18 protein-coding genes and 1 tRNA gene are annotated in these 15905 nt (G+C 63.9%); 8 read left to right on the forward strand and 11 right to left on the reverse strand.

The features are described 5' to 3' along the window. The first annotated feature begins 55 nt into the window (after window positions 1–55). Both HDA44_RS21070 and HDA44_RS21075 read left to right on the forward strand, forming a co-directional pair. Complete coding sequence (locus HDA44_RS21070) at window positions 56–589, forward strand: DUF3592 domain-containing protein (RefSeq protein ID WP_184836987.1); 534 nt, start codon at window positions 56–58, stop codon at window positions 587–589. Window positions 590–635: 46 nt separating this feature from the next. Next, the gene (locus HDA44_RS21075; RefSeq protein WP_184836989.1) at window positions 636–977 is read left to right on the forward strand and encodes a DUF2200 domain-containing protein; all 342 of its coding nucleotides are present in this window, start codon (window positions 636–638) and stop codon (window positions 975–977) included. 364 nt (window positions 978–1341) lie between these two features. On the opposite strand, the gene HDA44_RS21080 is transcribed toward HDA44_RS21075, so the two are convergent. Then, entirely contained in the window at window positions 1342–1668 is a 327-nt protein-coding gene (locus HDA44_RS21080) for a hypothetical protein (RefSeq protein ID WP_184836991.1), read from the reverse strand. A gap of 195 nt (window positions 1669–1863) precedes the next feature. After that, on the reverse strand, window positions 1864–2085 hold the full coding sequence (locus tag HDA44_RS21085; protein WP_184836993.1) for a hypothetical protein: 222 nt from the start codon (window positions 2083–2085) through the stop codon (window positions 1864–1866). A gap of 5 nt (window positions 2086–2090) precedes the next feature. On the opposite strand from HDA44_RS21085, the gene HDA44_RS21090 reads away from it, so the two are divergent. The 3 genes from HDA44_RS21090 to HDA44_RS21100 all read left to right on the forward strand — a co-directional run bounded on the left by HDA44_RS21090 (window position 2091) and on the right by HDA44_RS21100 (window position 5136). Continuing rightward, window positions 2091–2537: an FtsK/SpoIIIE domain-containing protein gene (locus tag HDA44_RS21090; protein WP_184836995.1), complete on the forward strand. Its 447-nt coding sequence runs from the start codon at window positions 2091–2093 to the stop codon at window positions 2535–2537. Between the two features lie 785 nt (window positions 2538–3322). Further along, entirely contained in the window at window positions 3323–3535 is a 213-nt protein-coding gene (locus HDA44_RS21095; RefSeq protein ID WP_184836997.1) for a hypothetical protein, read from the forward strand. A 383-nt stretch (window positions 3536–3918) separates the two neighbouring features. Next, window positions 3919–5136: an NHL repeat-containing protein gene (locus HDA44_RS21100; RefSeq protein ID WP_184836999.1), complete on the forward strand. Its 1218-nt coding sequence runs from the start codon at window positions 3919–3921 to the stop codon at window positions 5134–5136. A gap of 12 nt (window positions 5137–5148) precedes the next feature. On the opposite strand, the gene HDA44_RS21105 is transcribed toward HDA44_RS21100, so the two are convergent. From HDA44_RS21105 to HDA44_RS21120, 4 genes are all read right to left on the reverse strand, one after another. Beyond that, window positions 5149–7017 (reverse strand): hypothetical protein, encoded by a 1869-nt coding sequence (locus HDA44_RS21105; protein WP_184837001.1) that lies wholly within the window; start codon window positions 7015–7017, stop codon window positions 5149–5151. Then, window positions 7010–7309: a hypothetical protein gene (locus HDA44_RS21110; RefSeq protein ID WP_184837003.1), complete on the reverse strand. Its 300-nt coding sequence runs from the start codon at window positions 7307–7309 to the stop codon at window positions 7010–7012. The genes HDA44_RS21105 and HDA44_RS21110 overlap by 8 nt, the downstream gene beginning before the upstream one ends. A 296-nt stretch (window positions 7310–7605) precedes the next feature. Continuing rightward, window positions 7606–8295: a hypothetical protein gene (locus HDA44_RS21115; RefSeq protein WP_184837005.1), complete on the reverse strand. Its 690-nt coding sequence runs from the start codon at window positions 8293–8295 to the stop codon at window positions 7606–7608. Window positions 8296–8519: 224 nt separating this feature from the next. After that, window positions 8520–9107, reverse strand: a complete 588-nt coding sequence (locus HDA44_RS21120; RefSeq protein ID WP_184837007.1) for a hypothetical protein — start codon at window positions 9105–9107, stop codon at window positions 8520–8522. A 110-nt stretch (window positions 9108–9217) separates the two neighbouring features. On the opposite strand from HDA44_RS21120, the gene HDA44_RS21125 reads away from it, so the two are divergent. The 3 genes from HDA44_RS21125 (at window position 9218) to HDA44_RS38955 (ending at window position 10305) form a co-directional block, all read left to right on the forward strand. Then, a complete protein-coding gene (locus tag HDA44_RS21125) occupies window positions 9218–9376 on the forward strand; it encodes a hypothetical protein (RefSeq protein WP_184837009.1) in 159 nt (52 codons plus the stop codon). 123 nt (window positions 9377–9499) lie between these two features. After that, entirely contained in the window at window positions 9500–10036 is a 537-nt protein-coding gene (locus tag HDA44_RS36750) for a helix-turn-helix domain-containing protein (RefSeq protein ID WP_202887473.1), read from the forward strand. A 14-nt stretch (window positions 10037–10050) separates the two neighbouring features. After that, complete coding sequence (locus tag HDA44_RS38955; protein ID WP_420488540.1) at window positions 10051–10305, forward strand: tyrosine-type recombinase/integrase; 255 nt, start codon at window positions 10051–10053, stop codon at window positions 10303–10305. Window positions 10306–10326: 21 nt separating this feature from the next. On the opposite strand, the gene HDA44_RS21135 is transcribed toward HDA44_RS38955, so the two are convergent. The 5 genes from HDA44_RS21135 to HDA44_RS21155 all read right to left on the reverse strand — a co-directional run bounded on the left by HDA44_RS21135 (window position 10327) and on the right by HDA44_RS21155 (window position 15902). Beyond that, window positions 10327–12108, reverse strand: a complete 1782-nt coding sequence (locus tag HDA44_RS21135; RefSeq protein ID WP_184837011.1) for a hypothetical protein — start codon at window positions 12106–12108, stop codon at window positions 10327–10329. A 188-nt stretch (window positions 12109–12296) separates the two neighbouring features. Next, on the reverse strand, window positions 12297–13733 hold the full coding sequence (locus tag HDA44_RS21140) for an NACHT domain-containing protein (protein ID WP_184837013.1): 1437 nt from the start codon (window positions 13731–13733) through the stop codon (window positions 12297–12299). Between the two features lie 112 nt (window positions 13734–13845). Next, window positions 13846–14235, reverse strand: coding sequence for a hypothetical protein (locus tag HDA44_RS21145; protein ID WP_184837015.1), 390 nt, complete (start codon window positions 14233–14235; stop codon window positions 13846–13848). Window positions 14236–14446: 211 nt separating this feature from the next. Beyond that, a tRNA-Thr gene (locus tag HDA44_RS21150) sits at window positions 14447–14519 on the reverse strand. Window positions 14520–14567: 48 nt separating this feature from the next. Then, window positions 14568–15902: an MFS transporter gene (locus HDA44_RS21155; protein ID WP_184837017.1), complete on the reverse strand. Its 1335-nt coding sequence runs from the start codon at window positions 15900–15902 to the stop codon at window positions 14568–14570. Between the last annotated feature and the right edge of the window lie 3 nt (window positions 15903–15905).

Consider the following 15905-nt stretch of genomic DNA (forward strand, 5'->3'; position numbering starts at 1 on the left):
ATAGCCGACAGCGTTCGCAATAGACAGCGGGAGCCACGTCAGGTTGGCTAGGCGGATGGCGATCGGGGGCTGGGGAACTCGTGGTGAGCGTGTCACAGCCGTCGTCGCCTGGTTGCTGTTCACGGCCATGGCGGCCGGCGTGCTTGCCGGTGGTGTCGCCATTGCGATGCTGGGGCGGCGGGCGCTGCGAGACGTCAACTCGTTGGGTGCACATCATGAGCAGGCAGTTGGGCGGGTCGTGGCCAAACATTCGTACCCGAACGGCCCACAGTCCGGCGACAAGACCGAGGTGACGATCGGCTTCACCGCTGCCGACGGATCGTGGCACACGACGACCCGGACGCTTCAGCTGTGGAGCAAGGCAAGGAACGTCGGCGACACCGTGACGGTGAGCTACGACTCCGGGAATCCGGCGGACTTCGTCACCGGCTCGATCGGCTGGAAACGCACACGGGAGATCCTGACCATCGCGGTCGGAGTCGTCTTGACTCTCGGTACGCCGGTCGCGTACGTCGCGACGGTCCGCGACACCTTCGTCGGAGCTTGCGGGAGGCCACGTTCCTCGGGCGCTCGGCAGCGGAGGCGGTAAAACCACCTTCCTCGATGCCGATGGAATCCTTCGCTACGGTTGCCGAATGAGCCGCATCTTCACCGTCACGTTCGCATCCGTGTACCCGCTGTATGTCACGAAGGTCGAGAAGAAGGGTCGTACCAAGGCCGAACTAGATCGCGTGATCGAATGGCTGACCGGGTTCGACGCCGCGGCTCTGGACAAACACCTGACCGCCGGCACCACCTTCACCGAGTTCTTCGCCGCTGCCCAGCTCAACCCACGGGCCTCCGCCATCACCGGAACCGTGTGCGGCGTACAGGTCGAGAACATCGACGATCCCTTGATGCAGAAGATCCGCTATCTCGACAAACTCGTCGACGAACTCGCCGCCGGCAGGCCGCTCGACAAGATCCTGCGCGCCTGACAGCTCTCCCGCGTTCAGTCCGTCGTACGCAGGTAGGCCGCAGGGCTTCAGCGGCGGTATCGCGCAGCAGTACCAGGCCCCCGTCCGGTACGAGTAAACCTGGAGTAGCCGCCCTGCGGGAAATAAGCGGCTACTTATCTTCCCAGGTCGGAGAGCCGGTGAGGGGACTTGAACCCCTAACCCCCGCTTTACCGTGCCAGCTCTGTCAATGGTTCGCATCGGTGTCCGAATGTTGCCGTTGACCTGGTCGCTCTCCAATAGAGAGCACTCGCTGTGAAGCACCGTTCCTCGACCCATCCCGCTCATTCCGGTGAGTAATACGGTGAGTTGATGACGCCGTCGGGGAACCCCTGGCGCTGCCCGATCAAAGCAGCGCGCGGTTAGGCTCCATCGGATGCCACAGCCGCCACCCGTCCGGGAGGTTCTTCATCGCTTCCCAGCAGGCCCGAGCCGTGCCCGTCGAGGAGTCGCCGACCAGCATCGCGATGCCGCTCGGCCCATCCGATGCCGCAGCGACCATCGCATCCAGCCGCTCGTCGAACTCCCGCCGGACGTAGGCGGGGAGCCCGCCGAGCCCGTCGTCGGAGCCGGCGGCGAGGGCCGGGTGCACCTCCAGGTCGTCAAGACGAGTCGGTCGTCGTACTCGGCGATCGGCCGGCCAGCGAAGGTGTGCATCCTGGCCTCGATCCACAGATCACGCACTCGCGTGGCCAGATCTTCCTCGTTCCAGGCAGCACGGCGGGCGAGCACGATCGCGATGGAGACGGCGTCGGCCTGGCTGGGCGGCAGGTTCGGTGATCTGATGCAGCGGTGGATGGTGTCCCTGCTCGGGGCCCCAGTCACCTTGCGGTCTTCGGCATCGACATTGGTCATGTCCGCGGCGATCTCATCCAGACTCGGCGCAGCCGCTGTCCAGGTAGGCCTCGTACAGCAGGTCCTTCAGTTCCCGTAGCGGGCGGGGCCATCCCACCTGCGCCCGCTCCAGCTTCCGCGGCCGCTTCACCGGGCCGCCTCGTCGCAACACACCCCACGTCTCGTCGATCCCGTTCCAGACCTCCCGTATCGGCGGGAAGTCCCCCGCGCTCGCTACAGCCTCGACGACAGCCAAAGCCCATGACCTGGCACGAGCTCGGGCGACCGGTGGTCTTGGCGATCGATGCGGACGTCAACGACAGCACGACCGCACCCACCGACCTGGCGCTGCTGGTGCGCGCCCTGCAGGACTCCGCACGCCTCGCCGATGTCACAGCGCCGAAGAGTCCGTGGCTGCCTCCCCTCGCCGATCGTGTCACCCTTGCCCAACTCGACGCCGTCGGGCGCGGCGACGACGGCCGTCTGCCGGCGATCCCGTTCGGACTCAGCGATGTTCCACATGGGCAGGCGCGCGAAGTGGCGACGTACGACCTCAACTCGTCCGGCCCGCTCGGCATCATCGGCGCACCTCGCAGCGGCCGCTCGACCGCCCTTCGAGCGATCGCCGCGTCGATCGCACATCTCACCGAACCGAGGGACGTCCACCTTTACGGGATTGACTGCGGAACAACGCGCTGCTCCCGCTAGTCAGCCTCCCGCACACCGAAGCGGTGGTCGCTCGTGACCAACTCGATCGACTGACCCGGCTCACCACTCGCTTGCAGGCGGAGATCGGTCGCCGCCAGCAACACCTTGCCTCAAGCGGCTACGCGGACATCGCCGAGCAGCATCGCAGAGGTAGGTTCGATGAGCGGCTGCCGTACATTGTCGTCCTGCTCGACCGCTGGGATGCGTTCAAGGTCCCCTTCGAGACTGTCGCCGGGGCAGGTCTACGATGCGTGGTTCCACATTCTGCAGGAAGGCGCCGCCGTCGGGGTCAAGGTCGTCCTGACGGCTGATCGCACCGCGATGATCGGCCCTATCTCCGCGCTCCTCGAATACAGGCTTGTACTCCGTATGACCGATCCGACGGACTTCCTGACGATCGGGCTGCCTTCCAAGGACGTACCTCAGCACTTTCCGCCCGGCCCGCGGCTTCCGCGCCCGCGGACTCCGCGAGACACAGGTAGCGTTGTTGACCGAGGACGACGAAGGAATGGCGCAAATCGCGGCGTTGCACGAGATCGCTGCCCAGGTAACTCCTCTCACCGAGATCCCGAGTATCCGCCGCCCGTTCCGGGTGGACCCTCTGCCCGCGTCGATCGACGCGACCGACGCGGCCGCCCAAGGCAACGAACCGCTGCGGACCACCGAGATCCTTGTCGGGGTCAGCGGAGATTCGCTGAGCTCGCGAGCGTTTGACGCGCAAGAACATGGTCCAGGGATCGTCGTGGTCGGCCCCGGGTCCGGTCGCAGCACCCACTCTGCTCACCATGACCCAGTGGATGGTCTCGCGCGACTGGCAGGTGGCCGTAATCACCCCGCGACGGAGCCCTCTCCAGGACCTCGCTGGCACAGACGGCATCGTCGGCGTCTTCCAGGCAGGTGCTGACAGCAACGAGATCGAGAGAGTCCTGGACAACCTGGGACGCCGTACGCCATCGTCGTTGACGACCTCGAATTGCTCGGCGAGGACGGTCCGCTAGCGGGCCTAATCGTGGATCGTGTCGCGTCCTTGCGGGACACCGGGAATCTCGTCATCGGCGCAGGCACGACGGGAGACCTGAGCCGCATGATCTATCGCGGTCCGGTCGTCGCCTTGACCAAGTCGCGCGCCGGGATCGTGCTCTCACCGGAAGAGTCCGACGACGCAGAGATCTTCGGGATACAGCTGCCTCGAGACCTTCCCGCCGGGGCACCGCTCGGCCGCGCTCTGATGGTCACTGCAGGCCAATGGAACGCATCCAGGTCGCCAAACCCGCCGAGTGAGGTCAACCTACTAGCAAATTGCTGCGACAGCTCGCATCCAAGACCTCTGGACGGTCGGAGTTCGGCGCACCAGATCTACCGGCCCAGTAGCATGACGGCCATGAGATGGCGCCCGGCACTGACGCTCGCAGCTGCGCTCACGCTCCTCCTGAACGGCTGCCACACGGAACAAAGCAAGGCGCCGGCCGGCGAACAGGTCGCGATCGTCGCAGGTGGCGGCGCGGAGACGACAGCAACGAAGGCCCTCGATCTCAGCCTGAGCGGGGTTCCGAACGACTTCGAGGTTGGCCGCGACGGCGTTGCCAGGTTGATGGTGACTCAAAGCGGACGTGTGCTGATCTGGACGTTCAAGCCCGATGGATCTGCGACTCGCATCGATGTCGATCCGAAGATCACCGATGTTTCGCAGCTTGCGGTCGCCGACGACGGCAACCTGTACATCTCGCACCTGGCGGGCCGTGTGTGGTGCATCTCGAAGGTCGATAGAAATGGCCGAGCGACGCCGGTTATCGTCAACGGGCAGCCGGCTCCAACGGCAGGCGCTCAGAACGGTCGAGGAGACGTTCGGATCGATGGCATCGCGATCGACCGTCAAGGGCGGCTCGTGTTCGTCGAAGATGCGTACAACGTGGCGCTGCAGCAGGCAATCAACCTCGTTCGCCGGGTCGAGGCGAACGGACACATTACGACCATCGCCGGACGTGCCGGAGTGCTCAGCCCGAAGGAGTACGCGGAGGCCATCGTCGGATCGGTGGCGCCCCCGCCAGGGACCAGAGCGACCGACTGGCCGCTTCCGGGGCTAGGAGAGTTGGACAGCCTGGCCGTAGGCGAGGACGATACGATCTTCGTCCAAGCACATCGTGGAGTGCTGGCGGTCGCTCCTGACGGAACGATTCGCGCCATTGCCCGGCGTCGCGACAACACCGCCGCGCTAGTGGCAGATCGCCCGTTCACGCGCGAGGGTGAGGCACTCGATGCCGATCCCAGGTTCATCGATCACGCTAGCATCACAGCGGACCGCGGCTTCCTGACGATGCCCGTCACACATACTCAATCCGAGGAGTCGCGTTCGATCCCAGCGGCTTTCCGCTGGGTGGGTGAATACTCCGACGGTCAGCGGGCCATCATCGAAGCGGCTGGCAGACGAGCCAGCAAGGACCGCTTGCAGCAGATCCTGCGGATCGTTCGACCTGACGGGTCTGTGACCACGGGCGCCTGGGCAGTAGACGGAGGTGCAGTACGAGGCGGCAACCTCTACCTGCTTATCCGGGGGGACAACAACCAGTTGATGATCGGCAAGATCGAACTCCCGAACTGATCGGCCGCTGCGTCACTTACCTTCGGCGCCCTGAAAACCGAGAATGTCCGGGTAGGCCTGGCTCCAAACCGCTTGCTGTACCGCAGGATCCTGTAGCCATGCAGCATACGCACGCAGCTGCGCTGTTGACATTTCGTTGACGGGCATGATCGGCGACGTGTGGCTGCCCGTGGTGAAATGCACGCCGTACTTCTTCTCGTAGACGCGCGGATCGCCGGTCCATCTGGTTCCGTCTCTGGTCGTCACCGGCCGAATCCGCTGCGGCGGAATAAGTTGATCGGCCGCCTTGCTCTGCCAGACTTTGCTGTCGTCAAGCCAATCGAGGTCCGTCGTGTAGCTCGGAGGCTTCCGTTCGAACCAAGCAGCCACCATGTCCTTGACTGTACTGGTGCCCGTCGACTTGAGCAGATCTACCACAGCCTTTCCTGCCGCGGCCGCAGGACCTGCCTCGGCGAACAAGGCAGCCTTGGTCGGGTCGGCCAGATAGCCGATCCATTCCTTCACCTTCGCGTTGTACGTCGCGGCATCCTGCGCCGTATCGGTCTTGACCGCGTTCAGTTGGGCCAGGAACCAACCCCTGACCTGTCCATTCTGCCAGTTCGAGAAACCAGTCGCATCCGGAGCTCCGTCGAGCTTCCGGCTCGAGATCTCGTGTGAGTTCTCCTCGTACTTCATCCTGAAGACTGCACTGAGCAACGCAGCGTTCTTCGGATCCCACATGGCTTGCTTGACGAGAGCTCGCCAAGCCGCGTCCGGTGCCTCGATTCCCGGTCGATCTGGATCCGGGTTGTCGAAGTATTGAGGGACCGGTGGACCCGCGATGGCGGCTTGAAGGTCGTCGAAGTACGCCGTCGCGATCGACGCGTATGCGCCCTGGACGCCGCTGAACACCGCGCGCTGCGGATTGTTCATCAGATCCATCAGAAGTTTGCGCGTCAATGTATCGGCCGGATTTTCCGACGATTTCGAGCCGTTCGGTCGTAGGCCTTCGTACAACGGCCGGGCATCGACGGTCGCAGCGCGGATGAAGTCCCCCAACGGATCGCCAAGCTCGGAGTCCGCGCCGATCGTCCACCCCGGGGAACGACCTCGTGACATGGCTTGGATCCGATCAAAGTGGTCCTGATACACCCTGCTGGCGGCAAGCGGCGACCGGGCAATCGCAGCCAGCACCTGCGCGGTGCGCTCGTTGTCGATACCGAGCCGATCCGGACGCAACGCGAGGTTGCCGACATGGACGAGCAAATCGTTGTCCCAGTTCCCGAACTGCATGAGCGGCAGCAGACCTGGTACAGCGGGGAAGTTCGGAAACCATCTGTCGTCGAACACCCGGCGGTGGCTCGCCGTTGCGAAGAGGTTCGCAAGTGCCGGAAGTCTGTCCGACTTCATCGGATCGGCTCCCAGCCCGGCGACGACATGACGTGCTGCGTCCGGTCCGAGAGCCTTGACGAACGCTGCCGCGAAATCCGGGTCATTCTGATTCTGCTGCACCTCGGCCCAGACATCAGGAGGCAGCTTGCCGTCCTTGTACTTGGCTGCCAGTTGCTTCGCCCTGGCCACGGCGGCAGCTGTACTCGTGAAGTTCCCGGTCCACTCAGTCCGCACCATGGCCGGCTTCTGCCCGAGTTGCAGCGCCTCGTGCTGGAGTTGCTCAGCCATGATCTGCCTGCGTTGCAGGCTCGGCAGTTCCGCTTCGATCCACCGGCTCACGGAGAGGATCCGATCGATCGGGCTGGTGTCCAACTGCGCCGTGCTGAACGATACCCGGATCTTCGGGAGGAGGGCATGCACCAGCGCGTGTGCGATCGCCAAGTCCTTGTTCATGGCCTTCAGAGCCGCGGGATCGATCCCGACGAAGGCCTTCTCCCGCGGCTCAGCCATTGTTCAGACGACGCTTCCAGCTCAATGCTTCCGCCTCATCGCACGTTGGTGGGGTGGATGCCAGCCGGTCGGACACGACAGCTTCGAGCATCTGCAGCTGGGCGTTGTAGATGCCCCTCTGCTCATGCAAACGATCGCCCCACCGTTCGGCGGTCGGACCGGACCAGACGTTGCCTGTAGCAAAGTTGGCGAGCGGGCGATCCAGCTTGCCCTTCAACTGGTCCTGTTTGTCCCGCACCACGCTCTGCAGCTCACGCAGATACTCGTAGAGCGGATTCGGCACATTCCCCATGAATACATCGTAAGGGGCTGAAGCTACCAAATCGGGTCTCGAGAGCACTGTTGCAGCTTCATGCAGTGCACATCATGGATTCGATGCTGCCCATCGCCTCACGGTTCTTCTGGATTGCTGCGGCGGCGCTAGAGGTCTGCTTCGATGTTGGTGAGATTCTTCTGGCACTGCACCCACGAAGCGCGGAACTTGTCGGCGTACCCGCCTGTCCACTTGGTGCTCGCGACAACCTTCGTGGAGGCGGGTGGCGCTGGCCGCCTTCTGGCCGACAACTTCTGACGATCCCGGCCGACGCGTCAGCGACTGACGACCTGAATCTCGTTCACGGTGATGGCTGCGGTTGCGGTGTTGTCGGGGCCCTCGATATCGCCCTGCGGCACACCACCAAGCCACCATTGGACGGTCCAACTGACTGTCGCGGTCATCGTGTACCGTCCGGACTTGGCGTACGACACTGTGCACGCACCGGCAGGATCGGCGGACTGTGACCACGGCACGCCGATCCCAGTGCATGAAGGAGCCGCGCCGCCGTCACCGGGATCGATCGCGATCCTGGGCACGATCTGCCACCGCAACGGGTAGCCGAACAGCCTGATCTCCTTCGAATTCACCGAGTAAGCACTCGGCTCGTACTTGCCGTCCTCATTGGTCAGCCAGATCCAAGTCGGCACATTGACGACGTTGGCGGTTGGCTTCGGACTCACCGCGATGTGCGTATCTGGGAACGGCAACGTTCCCGCGACCCAATACATGACCTGCTCGGCACTCGGTCGGGTGGGGGGCGGCGTCTTCCAGAAGCGGTACTCGATTCCCGCGCGACGCATCAGGTCGGTGCGCTTGATGCTTCCCGTCTCGTCCCAGCCAGCCGTTTCGGCCTCAAACTGCTCAAGCGTTGCGAACCTCCCGAACTTGCAGAACCGCGCATACCACTGACCGTCCTTGCCCGCCTTTGGCTCGCCCGGCCCCGGAACGAAGCCAGGCTGCACAACCCAAACACACAAAGGCGGCTGCCCACCTTTGGTCCAAGTGCTCCTGTGCTTCCCACCGGGGTCGCTGCTACCGCCCGGGCACTGCAGACCGCCATTCGACGTGTTGAATCCCGACGTGATCGAGCCCGTCGGGACGCATGTGGGCGAGGCTGCTGCCGGCCCGGCAACAGTCGTAAGACTGCTAACCAACGACAAGACGATGACGAGTGGACGGGCGAGCTTCATCTCGTGCATCCGTACGACTTGTCTTGGGTTTCAGTCAAATACACCATCCAGCGCCCCTTGACCAACTTGAGTCCGTCCCGCCTGGAGATCTTGCCTGCCGGCTTGGCGATGACCTTGCCGTTCTTGTCAACGGCGGTCAGGTTGTCGGTCACGCAGGCCACGACGGTTGCCGTCGACGACTTGCTCGACACTCGAATGTCGCTGACCTTCGACTCGAGCAGTCGACCGTCGCCGCTGATCTTGGCCCGCCGGAGTCCCTTGTAGTAGGTCTGGTTGTCTTTCGCGGCGGTAAGCGCTGGGTCGATCATGAATTTCTCGTACGGATAGGTGACGCCGCCGTCCCGCAAACCATTGATGACCTGCGTATAGAAGACCGCATACGCGGCGAGGACCTGCTGCCTGGCCGCGGTCGTCGGATCCACCGGCGTCGGCGTCGCACGTGGGGTTTCGGTCGGCACCGTTACCGGGGTGCTCGGGATGATCGGCGTTCGGTTACTCGCGGCAGCAGGTTTGTCGCTGCCGCCACAGGCACCGAGGGCCAGCAGCAGACCGATCGCTGCCAGCGTCGCGCCGTACCTGTTCACTCAGGCCTCCCCGTAATTCTGATACAAACACCTGATTGTAAGTGACAGCCGGTTCCGGATCGATCGCGAAAAGTTGCAGGAAGTTGCAACTCGGGTGATCGAGAATTGAAATGCGGCTGGTCGAAGCAAGCACGCCTCGCGTCAGCGGCGTGATCAAGGCGATCAGGGACGAAGTTGGCGCCGCCACTGCAAAGACCTGCAAGAGCATCCTGACCAGTACCTTCGCGCTCGCCGTCACACACGGCGCGCTGGCAGCGAATCCGGTATGAGAGATCAAGATCCGAGCGAACTCGAAGAAGCGGCTACCGCGGGCGCTGGAGGCCGATGAACGGGAGCAATGGTTCGACCTGCTCCGGCAGGACGAGCAGGCGGCAAGGGCCGACCTCATCGATTTGAGCAAGTTCAGGCTGGCAACGGGCGAACGCATCGGGGAGAGCCTGGCGGTGACCTGGCAAGACTTGAATCGCGAGACCGGTGAGATCGACTGCAGCCATCAGATCCAGCGGATCAAGGGCAAAGGCTTGATCCGGCGACGGGTCAAGTCATCAGCCGGTGATCGCATCGTCGGGTTGCCACCCTGGGCGCTGGAAATGCTTCTGGCCCGTTGGACACCAGGAACATCCCTGGACGCCCCAATCTTCCCCGACAGCAACGGCGGATTCCGCGATACCCACAACGTCCAGAAGGCCCTGCGCAACGCACGCCGACCGGTCGGAAGCCAGCGGCGGCAGCAGTTGGGCAAGATGCTTCGCGATCACCGCCGCGACGCCGGCTTCACACAGACCCAGGTCGTTGCAAAGCTCGGCTGGCGCAAGACTCGAATCAGCCTGATCGAGACCGGACGCGTCCGGCTGACGCCCGAGGAGTCAGCCACCCTCGTCGACGTGACAGCCTCACGCGGAGCGATCGGACGGCCGTCCTCAAGCTAACGGAGTTGGCCGGTATGCGCTCGTTGGCCGACGAGCTCGAGTGGGTGACGGCCCATGTGTTCCGGAAGACCACCGCAACTATTCTCGAGAATGCTGGACAGACACCACGCCAGGTCGCCGACCAACTAGGGCACGCTCACACCTCAACAACAGTCGACGACTACTTCGGCCGCAGACGCCGAAACCCCGAAGCCGCCGACCACCTCGAAGCCGCCATGAGACACATACACGATCGGGACCGCGACGCACCAGCAGGGCCCGAACCCTAGTTCGAAACGAGAGTGGTGAGGTCAGTCTGGTCCTGAGATGTCGAGGACATAGACATCGACGGTGGCCTGAGAGGCGAGTTGGGCAGCTTGTGCCTCGAGGCGAACACGAAGTGCTGCGCGGTCGTCGTGCGTCGACTTCCAGGTCTCCGGACGCTTCGTCGCGTTCACCCAGTAGACGATGTAGATGCCACGGCTGAGCCCAAGCGGCTTGAGATACTGATCAACCAGTTGGTTCCGAAGCGCGGTCATCAGATCTGGGTGTTCGACACGCTTGGCCTCAAAGATCACGCGTGCCTCGGTGCCCGACCCAGTTCTGGTAACCGTGATATCCATACGCCTGCCGGTGCCGGCGCCTTTGTGATGCGTAGCCTGGAGTTCTCGATCAGCGACGAGATGTGGCTTCAAGCGTTCGTTGATGCGCCGGACGAGCCAGTCAGAGATAATGTCCTCGGCCTCAGGTGCCGCGTTAGCCTGACCGGGGTAACCGTTCCAGATCTCCTTGAAGCCGTCCTGGTCCACGAGGTACCGCTGGATCCGATCGAGCTCCTCCATCAATGCGGCGGCAAGCCCGGCCTCATCTCGTACGATCCGCGCATCTGCATCGCTTGCAAGCCGTATCAGGTCAGTCGGTGTGATCGGCCCGTGCGCGAGCTCGGCTGCTCGAATACGGCTGTCCTGCATGAAATGCCGGAGGTAGTCAGCCTCTTCAGGCGATCGGCCCGACAGCAGCGATTCGAGAGAGGAGGTCATACCTGCCTCAGCCAGGCACTGAAGCACCCGATGCAGGACCGATCCAACCGAGGAGAACGGACTTTCTTCATCGTCCTGCGGTACCTGACTCTCCTCGAACAGCAGGCCGGCGAAAGGCTGAAGAAGCTCCAGGGCAAGCTCTGTCACCTGGAGATCGACAAGAGCCTGCGGTTCGGTGATCGCGCCCGCGCCAAGCCAGGCACCAACCAAGATGTCTGGCTTCAGAGCAGCAAGGACCCTGCTCGCGAGCCAAGGCTCGCCGGACAAGCGCGGCATCCTTTCAGCCAGCTCGAGCGCTTTCTCCGGATGATTCTTCTCGAGAACCCCCATCGCCTGCTTGCGGCGGTCCACCGGTAGATCGTCGGCGAGCGCGATTGAGGCAATCACCTCAACAAATCTGGGGTTGCCAAGCTCAGCTAACGGATGGACAAGCGTTGTCGATGATGTGTCTCTCGCGAGATCGATCACAGCGAGATCAATCGCCGCTTGACCAGCCTCAGGAGCTATCTCGCGAACCTTCTGGAACGCACCTCGTGCTCCATCCCGCAGAACCGCGCGAACCATCGCCGGCGCCCATTTCTGCCAATCTCCGTCCGGCAGGTTCCGCAGCAGGTCGGGCCGGTGGCTAGCCAGCGTCAAGATCAGATGCGCACCGGACCAGTCGGGAAGGACGAGGTCCAGCGGCTTCGACTCTAAGCCGACCCACTCATCTACCTTCGGCGTCCACTGACGGAGGAACGCAACCCCGCTGCCAACCACTCCTTGCTGCTCGTCGAGGGTCAGAGCATGCCAGTACTTGCGCTCGGTCAGATCGAAGGAGAACAGTTCTTCACCCGGGTGATCTGCCAACGCCACCGCTGCACGCCACCACTCGACGGCTTCGCCGTCCGCGGCGTTGATGCGTCGGCGCACCTCTTCGATCCTCTCCGCGTCCTTGGCGCCTTCGGCCTGCACCATCTCCCGGCCGGCCGCCGCCAGGTCAGGGTCAAGAGCGCATACGCCGCGCAGCCCTTGCGTCGCCTCAAATGCAGGGTGGTCGCTGGAGAGATCCAAGATCCGATCCGCGGCTCGCGCGTCGGGCGGATTCCCGGCGAGATGTGCGACGGTCCGAGCCGCCCCATCCCTCACATCTCCGGCAAGAGTTGGCAGAATGTCCAGCAACCAATCAACATCAGATCCGACCAGCAACCCGCACTGAGTAACTGTCAAGTAGCCGTGCTTCTGGTCGGCGTGAAGGACCTCTATTCCAAGTTGTCGCCGCTGGCCAGATGCTGCCGTAAGCCACGGCAGCTCGGCCCGTCCTCGTAGAGATGGGCAGGTCTGAGGTGCACAAGAAGGCGAGCTAATGCAGCCGGGATACCCGGCTGATCCCAATGTATCCACGCCGCGTCGATCAGACTTCGGGTGTATCGGCTCAGATCCGAATCGAGAAGGTCTCGATCCATCTGCCCAGCCGCAGCCAAGAGATGGATCAGGTCCTCTGCTCGAACCAGCGTGGGGATCCTTTCGAGCATCTGGGCATAGCCGATGTAGCGTCGCCGCCGCGTCGGCCTGATGCTTGCCGCGATGATATCCGCGGGCACGTGGTCCGGAAGAACAGCACGAAGAGTGGCACCCAGTACCTCATCGTCTGGGTCCTCCGTGGCGCTCAGGCTCAACAGCGGTTCCAGGCCCGCCAAGGTGGCACCGTCAGCCGTTACGGCCAGGGCAGCAACGGCTTCGGACCGAACCATCGTCGGCCACGCATTATCGAAAGCGAGGCTTCGAAGCTCCGGCGTCACATCTCGAACTACACAGTCGCGGGCGATGCGGCACAGCCATAGCGCCTGCCATTTGTTGGCTGGACTAGCTACTGCAGCGCGAATCTCGACCGCCAGGCCAGGATGCGCAAGTCCCGACAGATCCATTCCCCATGGCTCAACGAGCCAACCGGCGGTGGTACCTCGCAGCACTGCCTTCGCAAGGTGCGCCTTCAGCTCGTTGTCGGCGACCTCCACGATCGTGGACTGCAGAAGACCCTTGGCATTGCGTTCGACCAACTCGGGGTCGATATCTGAAGACTTGGTCAGCAGCCATCCGAGAACCGGAAGCATTGCTCCCGGGACAACGCCATCCGGATCGCATCCAAGCAATGATCTGAGCCTGGCGCCGCCGATCCTCCGATGGACCAGATACTCAGCCGCAAGAAACTCTGCGTACGCCCCGTGCGCGAACGCCAACACATCCGCAGTCCCGGACGTGAAGAGCACGGTCCCAAGAACCTCTTTGTACGCCTTCAGATTGAAGTTCGCCGTCGAGCCAGGCTCGGCATCAGACGGGAGATTCTGTACCGGCAACGCACCCGCATGGTCCTTCGCACCGAGGTGAAAGCGACCGTTGCCGCAGAACATCGCGAACGCGGCCAGCCTGCGAGCTACCACCAGCATCTGGTCCGGAAGCTGGACAGGCGCCTCACGAAAGGCACCTTCCTCCCTCATGAGCCGCACGACCGAGTAGGCCATCGAGTCGCCGACCTTGGCCGGAACGTCGCCGTGCTCCTGCCAATGTCGGAGAAGATCGAGCATCTGCAACGGGCTGCCCAGAAGCGCACCGAGCCCCGCGGTCCGCACCTTGAGCAGGAACGCGTCCGCGTCTGCCTCGCTGAGGCCAGCAAGTGTCCGCACAGCTTCTTCGTCCAACGCAAGCAGCTTCAGCTCCCGAAGGCCCGCCAACGAGGACTTCAAGCTGACCGCGAGGTCGGCATCCCAAGCCGCCGGCCGACAGACCAGACGCCACCGGACCCGACTGTGCTCAACGGTCAACAGGCGACTCCTGATAGTTGACCTGAGAACCGGCCGCGACCGCTTCGTCGATCGCGTCGACGTATACGACGTCAGCGTTCGCGACTGCTCGCTCGAACATGGCCGGCAGGCCCTCCGGCCCGGCCATCTTCAAGTCGACCGAGACAGCGCCTGGCTCGCGGGATCTAAGTTCCTCGATCACAGTGGTCTTACCTGCCCCACCAGGAGCCAGCAGCACGAACGAGTCGGGGGTGTTGGCCAGCTCATCAACCGAACGTGGGCGGTCGCCCGCGTACCACGGCCCCATCATCCCGTCGGTGTCGAGTAGACCCTCCGAGCTGTACCTAAGGTCGTCGTCGACACCCGCTACCCAGCGGTGCACTCTCGTCGTACTGATCATCACCCCAATGATGACACCGACATCCGTCGCTTGGTCGACGCCGAACGATCATCCGGCGGCGACTCACGGGCACGCGTAATCAGGATCGCGAGGCGTCGAGAGTACGTGCGACTCAACAGCAACCCAGAGCACTCTCGACGGCAAAGCAGTGAGTAAACAGTGAGTTGGAGCCAAAAAACCATCACTCTTGGCTTATATTCCCAGGTCGGAGAGCCGGTGAGGGGACTTGAACCCCTAACCCCCGCTTTACAAGAGCGGTGCGCTGCCAATTGCGCCACACCGGCGGGTGTGCGGGAAACATACTAGAGGTGGGGGTGGGGGTGGGGCGAATTCTAATCGGGGGTTGGGGTGGTGGTGGGGGTTTTGGTGGGGAGGTGGTGGCGGAGGGTGTGGGCGCCGGGGAGGGCTAGTAGGGGGATGGCGGCCATAGTCAGGAAGGCGGCTGTGGGGTGGTGGACCAGGAGGCCTACGGCTGTGGCTACCAGGAGGCCGCCTAGGTTGCCGGACATCCAGATGAGGCCGGCGGCGGTGCCTTCTGCTTCGCCGGTTCGGCGTTCTACCAGTTCCAGGACTATGGGGAGGGCTGGGAGGAGTAGGAGGCCGATGAGGGTGATGGAGAGGTAGCCGGTGGCGGTGCTGGGGGCGACTGCGAGGAGGGCGCAGGCGGCTGCGGTGGTGGCGAGGCTGGTGATCAGGAGGCGGGATTCGGCTTTGTGGCGGGCTACGAAGATGGGGATGGTGGCGCTGCCCAGTACGCCGGCTATCACGTTGAGCAGGAGGATGGTGCTGGCGGTGGTGCCGGAGACGCCGGCTGGTTCCAGGAGGGCCTGGGCGAAGGTGCTGATGGCAACGAAGACGCCGAAGGGGAAGATCGCCAGTACGCAGAGGCGGCGGATCAGCGGGTCGCCCCAGGCGGCGGCCAGGTTTCCGCGGGTGGTCGGGGTGGTCGGGGCGGGCGTGGTCGAGGCGGGCGTGGTCGGGGTACTTGCCGGTGCGGCGGGCGCAGGCGGGCTTGGCGGAGCGTCAGGTGCGGTGGGCGAAGGCGCACCTCCCGAAACCTCGCGGGCGGCGGACGGCTGTGGGTGGGGTGTGGGGGCTGGGGTGAAGGGGCCGGGGGTGCGGAGGGCGAGGGTGAGGATCGTGGCGGCCGCGATCGAGAAGATGGCGGTCAGGAGGAGCATGGTGGGGAGGGTGGTGGCGGTGGGGAAGATTGCTGAGAGCAGGAAGGCGATCACCATGCCGGCGAAGATGCTGGCGGTGCCGGTGGCGATGCCGGTGGGGCGGTGTTTTTCGGTCAGGTAGCGGGCGGTGATGCCGGTGACCGCGTTCAGGACCAAGGGCTGGGCGATCGACGCGATGATCTGGCCGGCCAGCAGCCAGGCGTACGTGTCGCCGGCCAGGCGGATGGTGGCGCCGAGGGCGGTGAGGACCGCGCCGGTGATGAGGGCAGGGCGGAACCAGCGGTCCAGGGCCAGGCCGCAGGGGATTGCCAGTACGACGTACAGCAGCGGGAAGACCTGGGCGAGCCAGCCGATCGCGCTTTCGGAGACGTTGTAGCGGGTGGCGGCGACGGTGGTGACGCCGGCGAAGTTGAGCCAGACGAGCTGGGTTGCCGCGCCGGCCAGGGAGTAGCCGACGATGGCCGACCACCGGCTCCGGATTTGCATGGC

Source organism: Kribbella solani (genome assembly GCF_014205295.1).
GTDB lineage: Bacteria > Actinomycetota > Actinomycetes > Propionibacteriales > Kribbellaceae > Kribbella > Kribbella solani.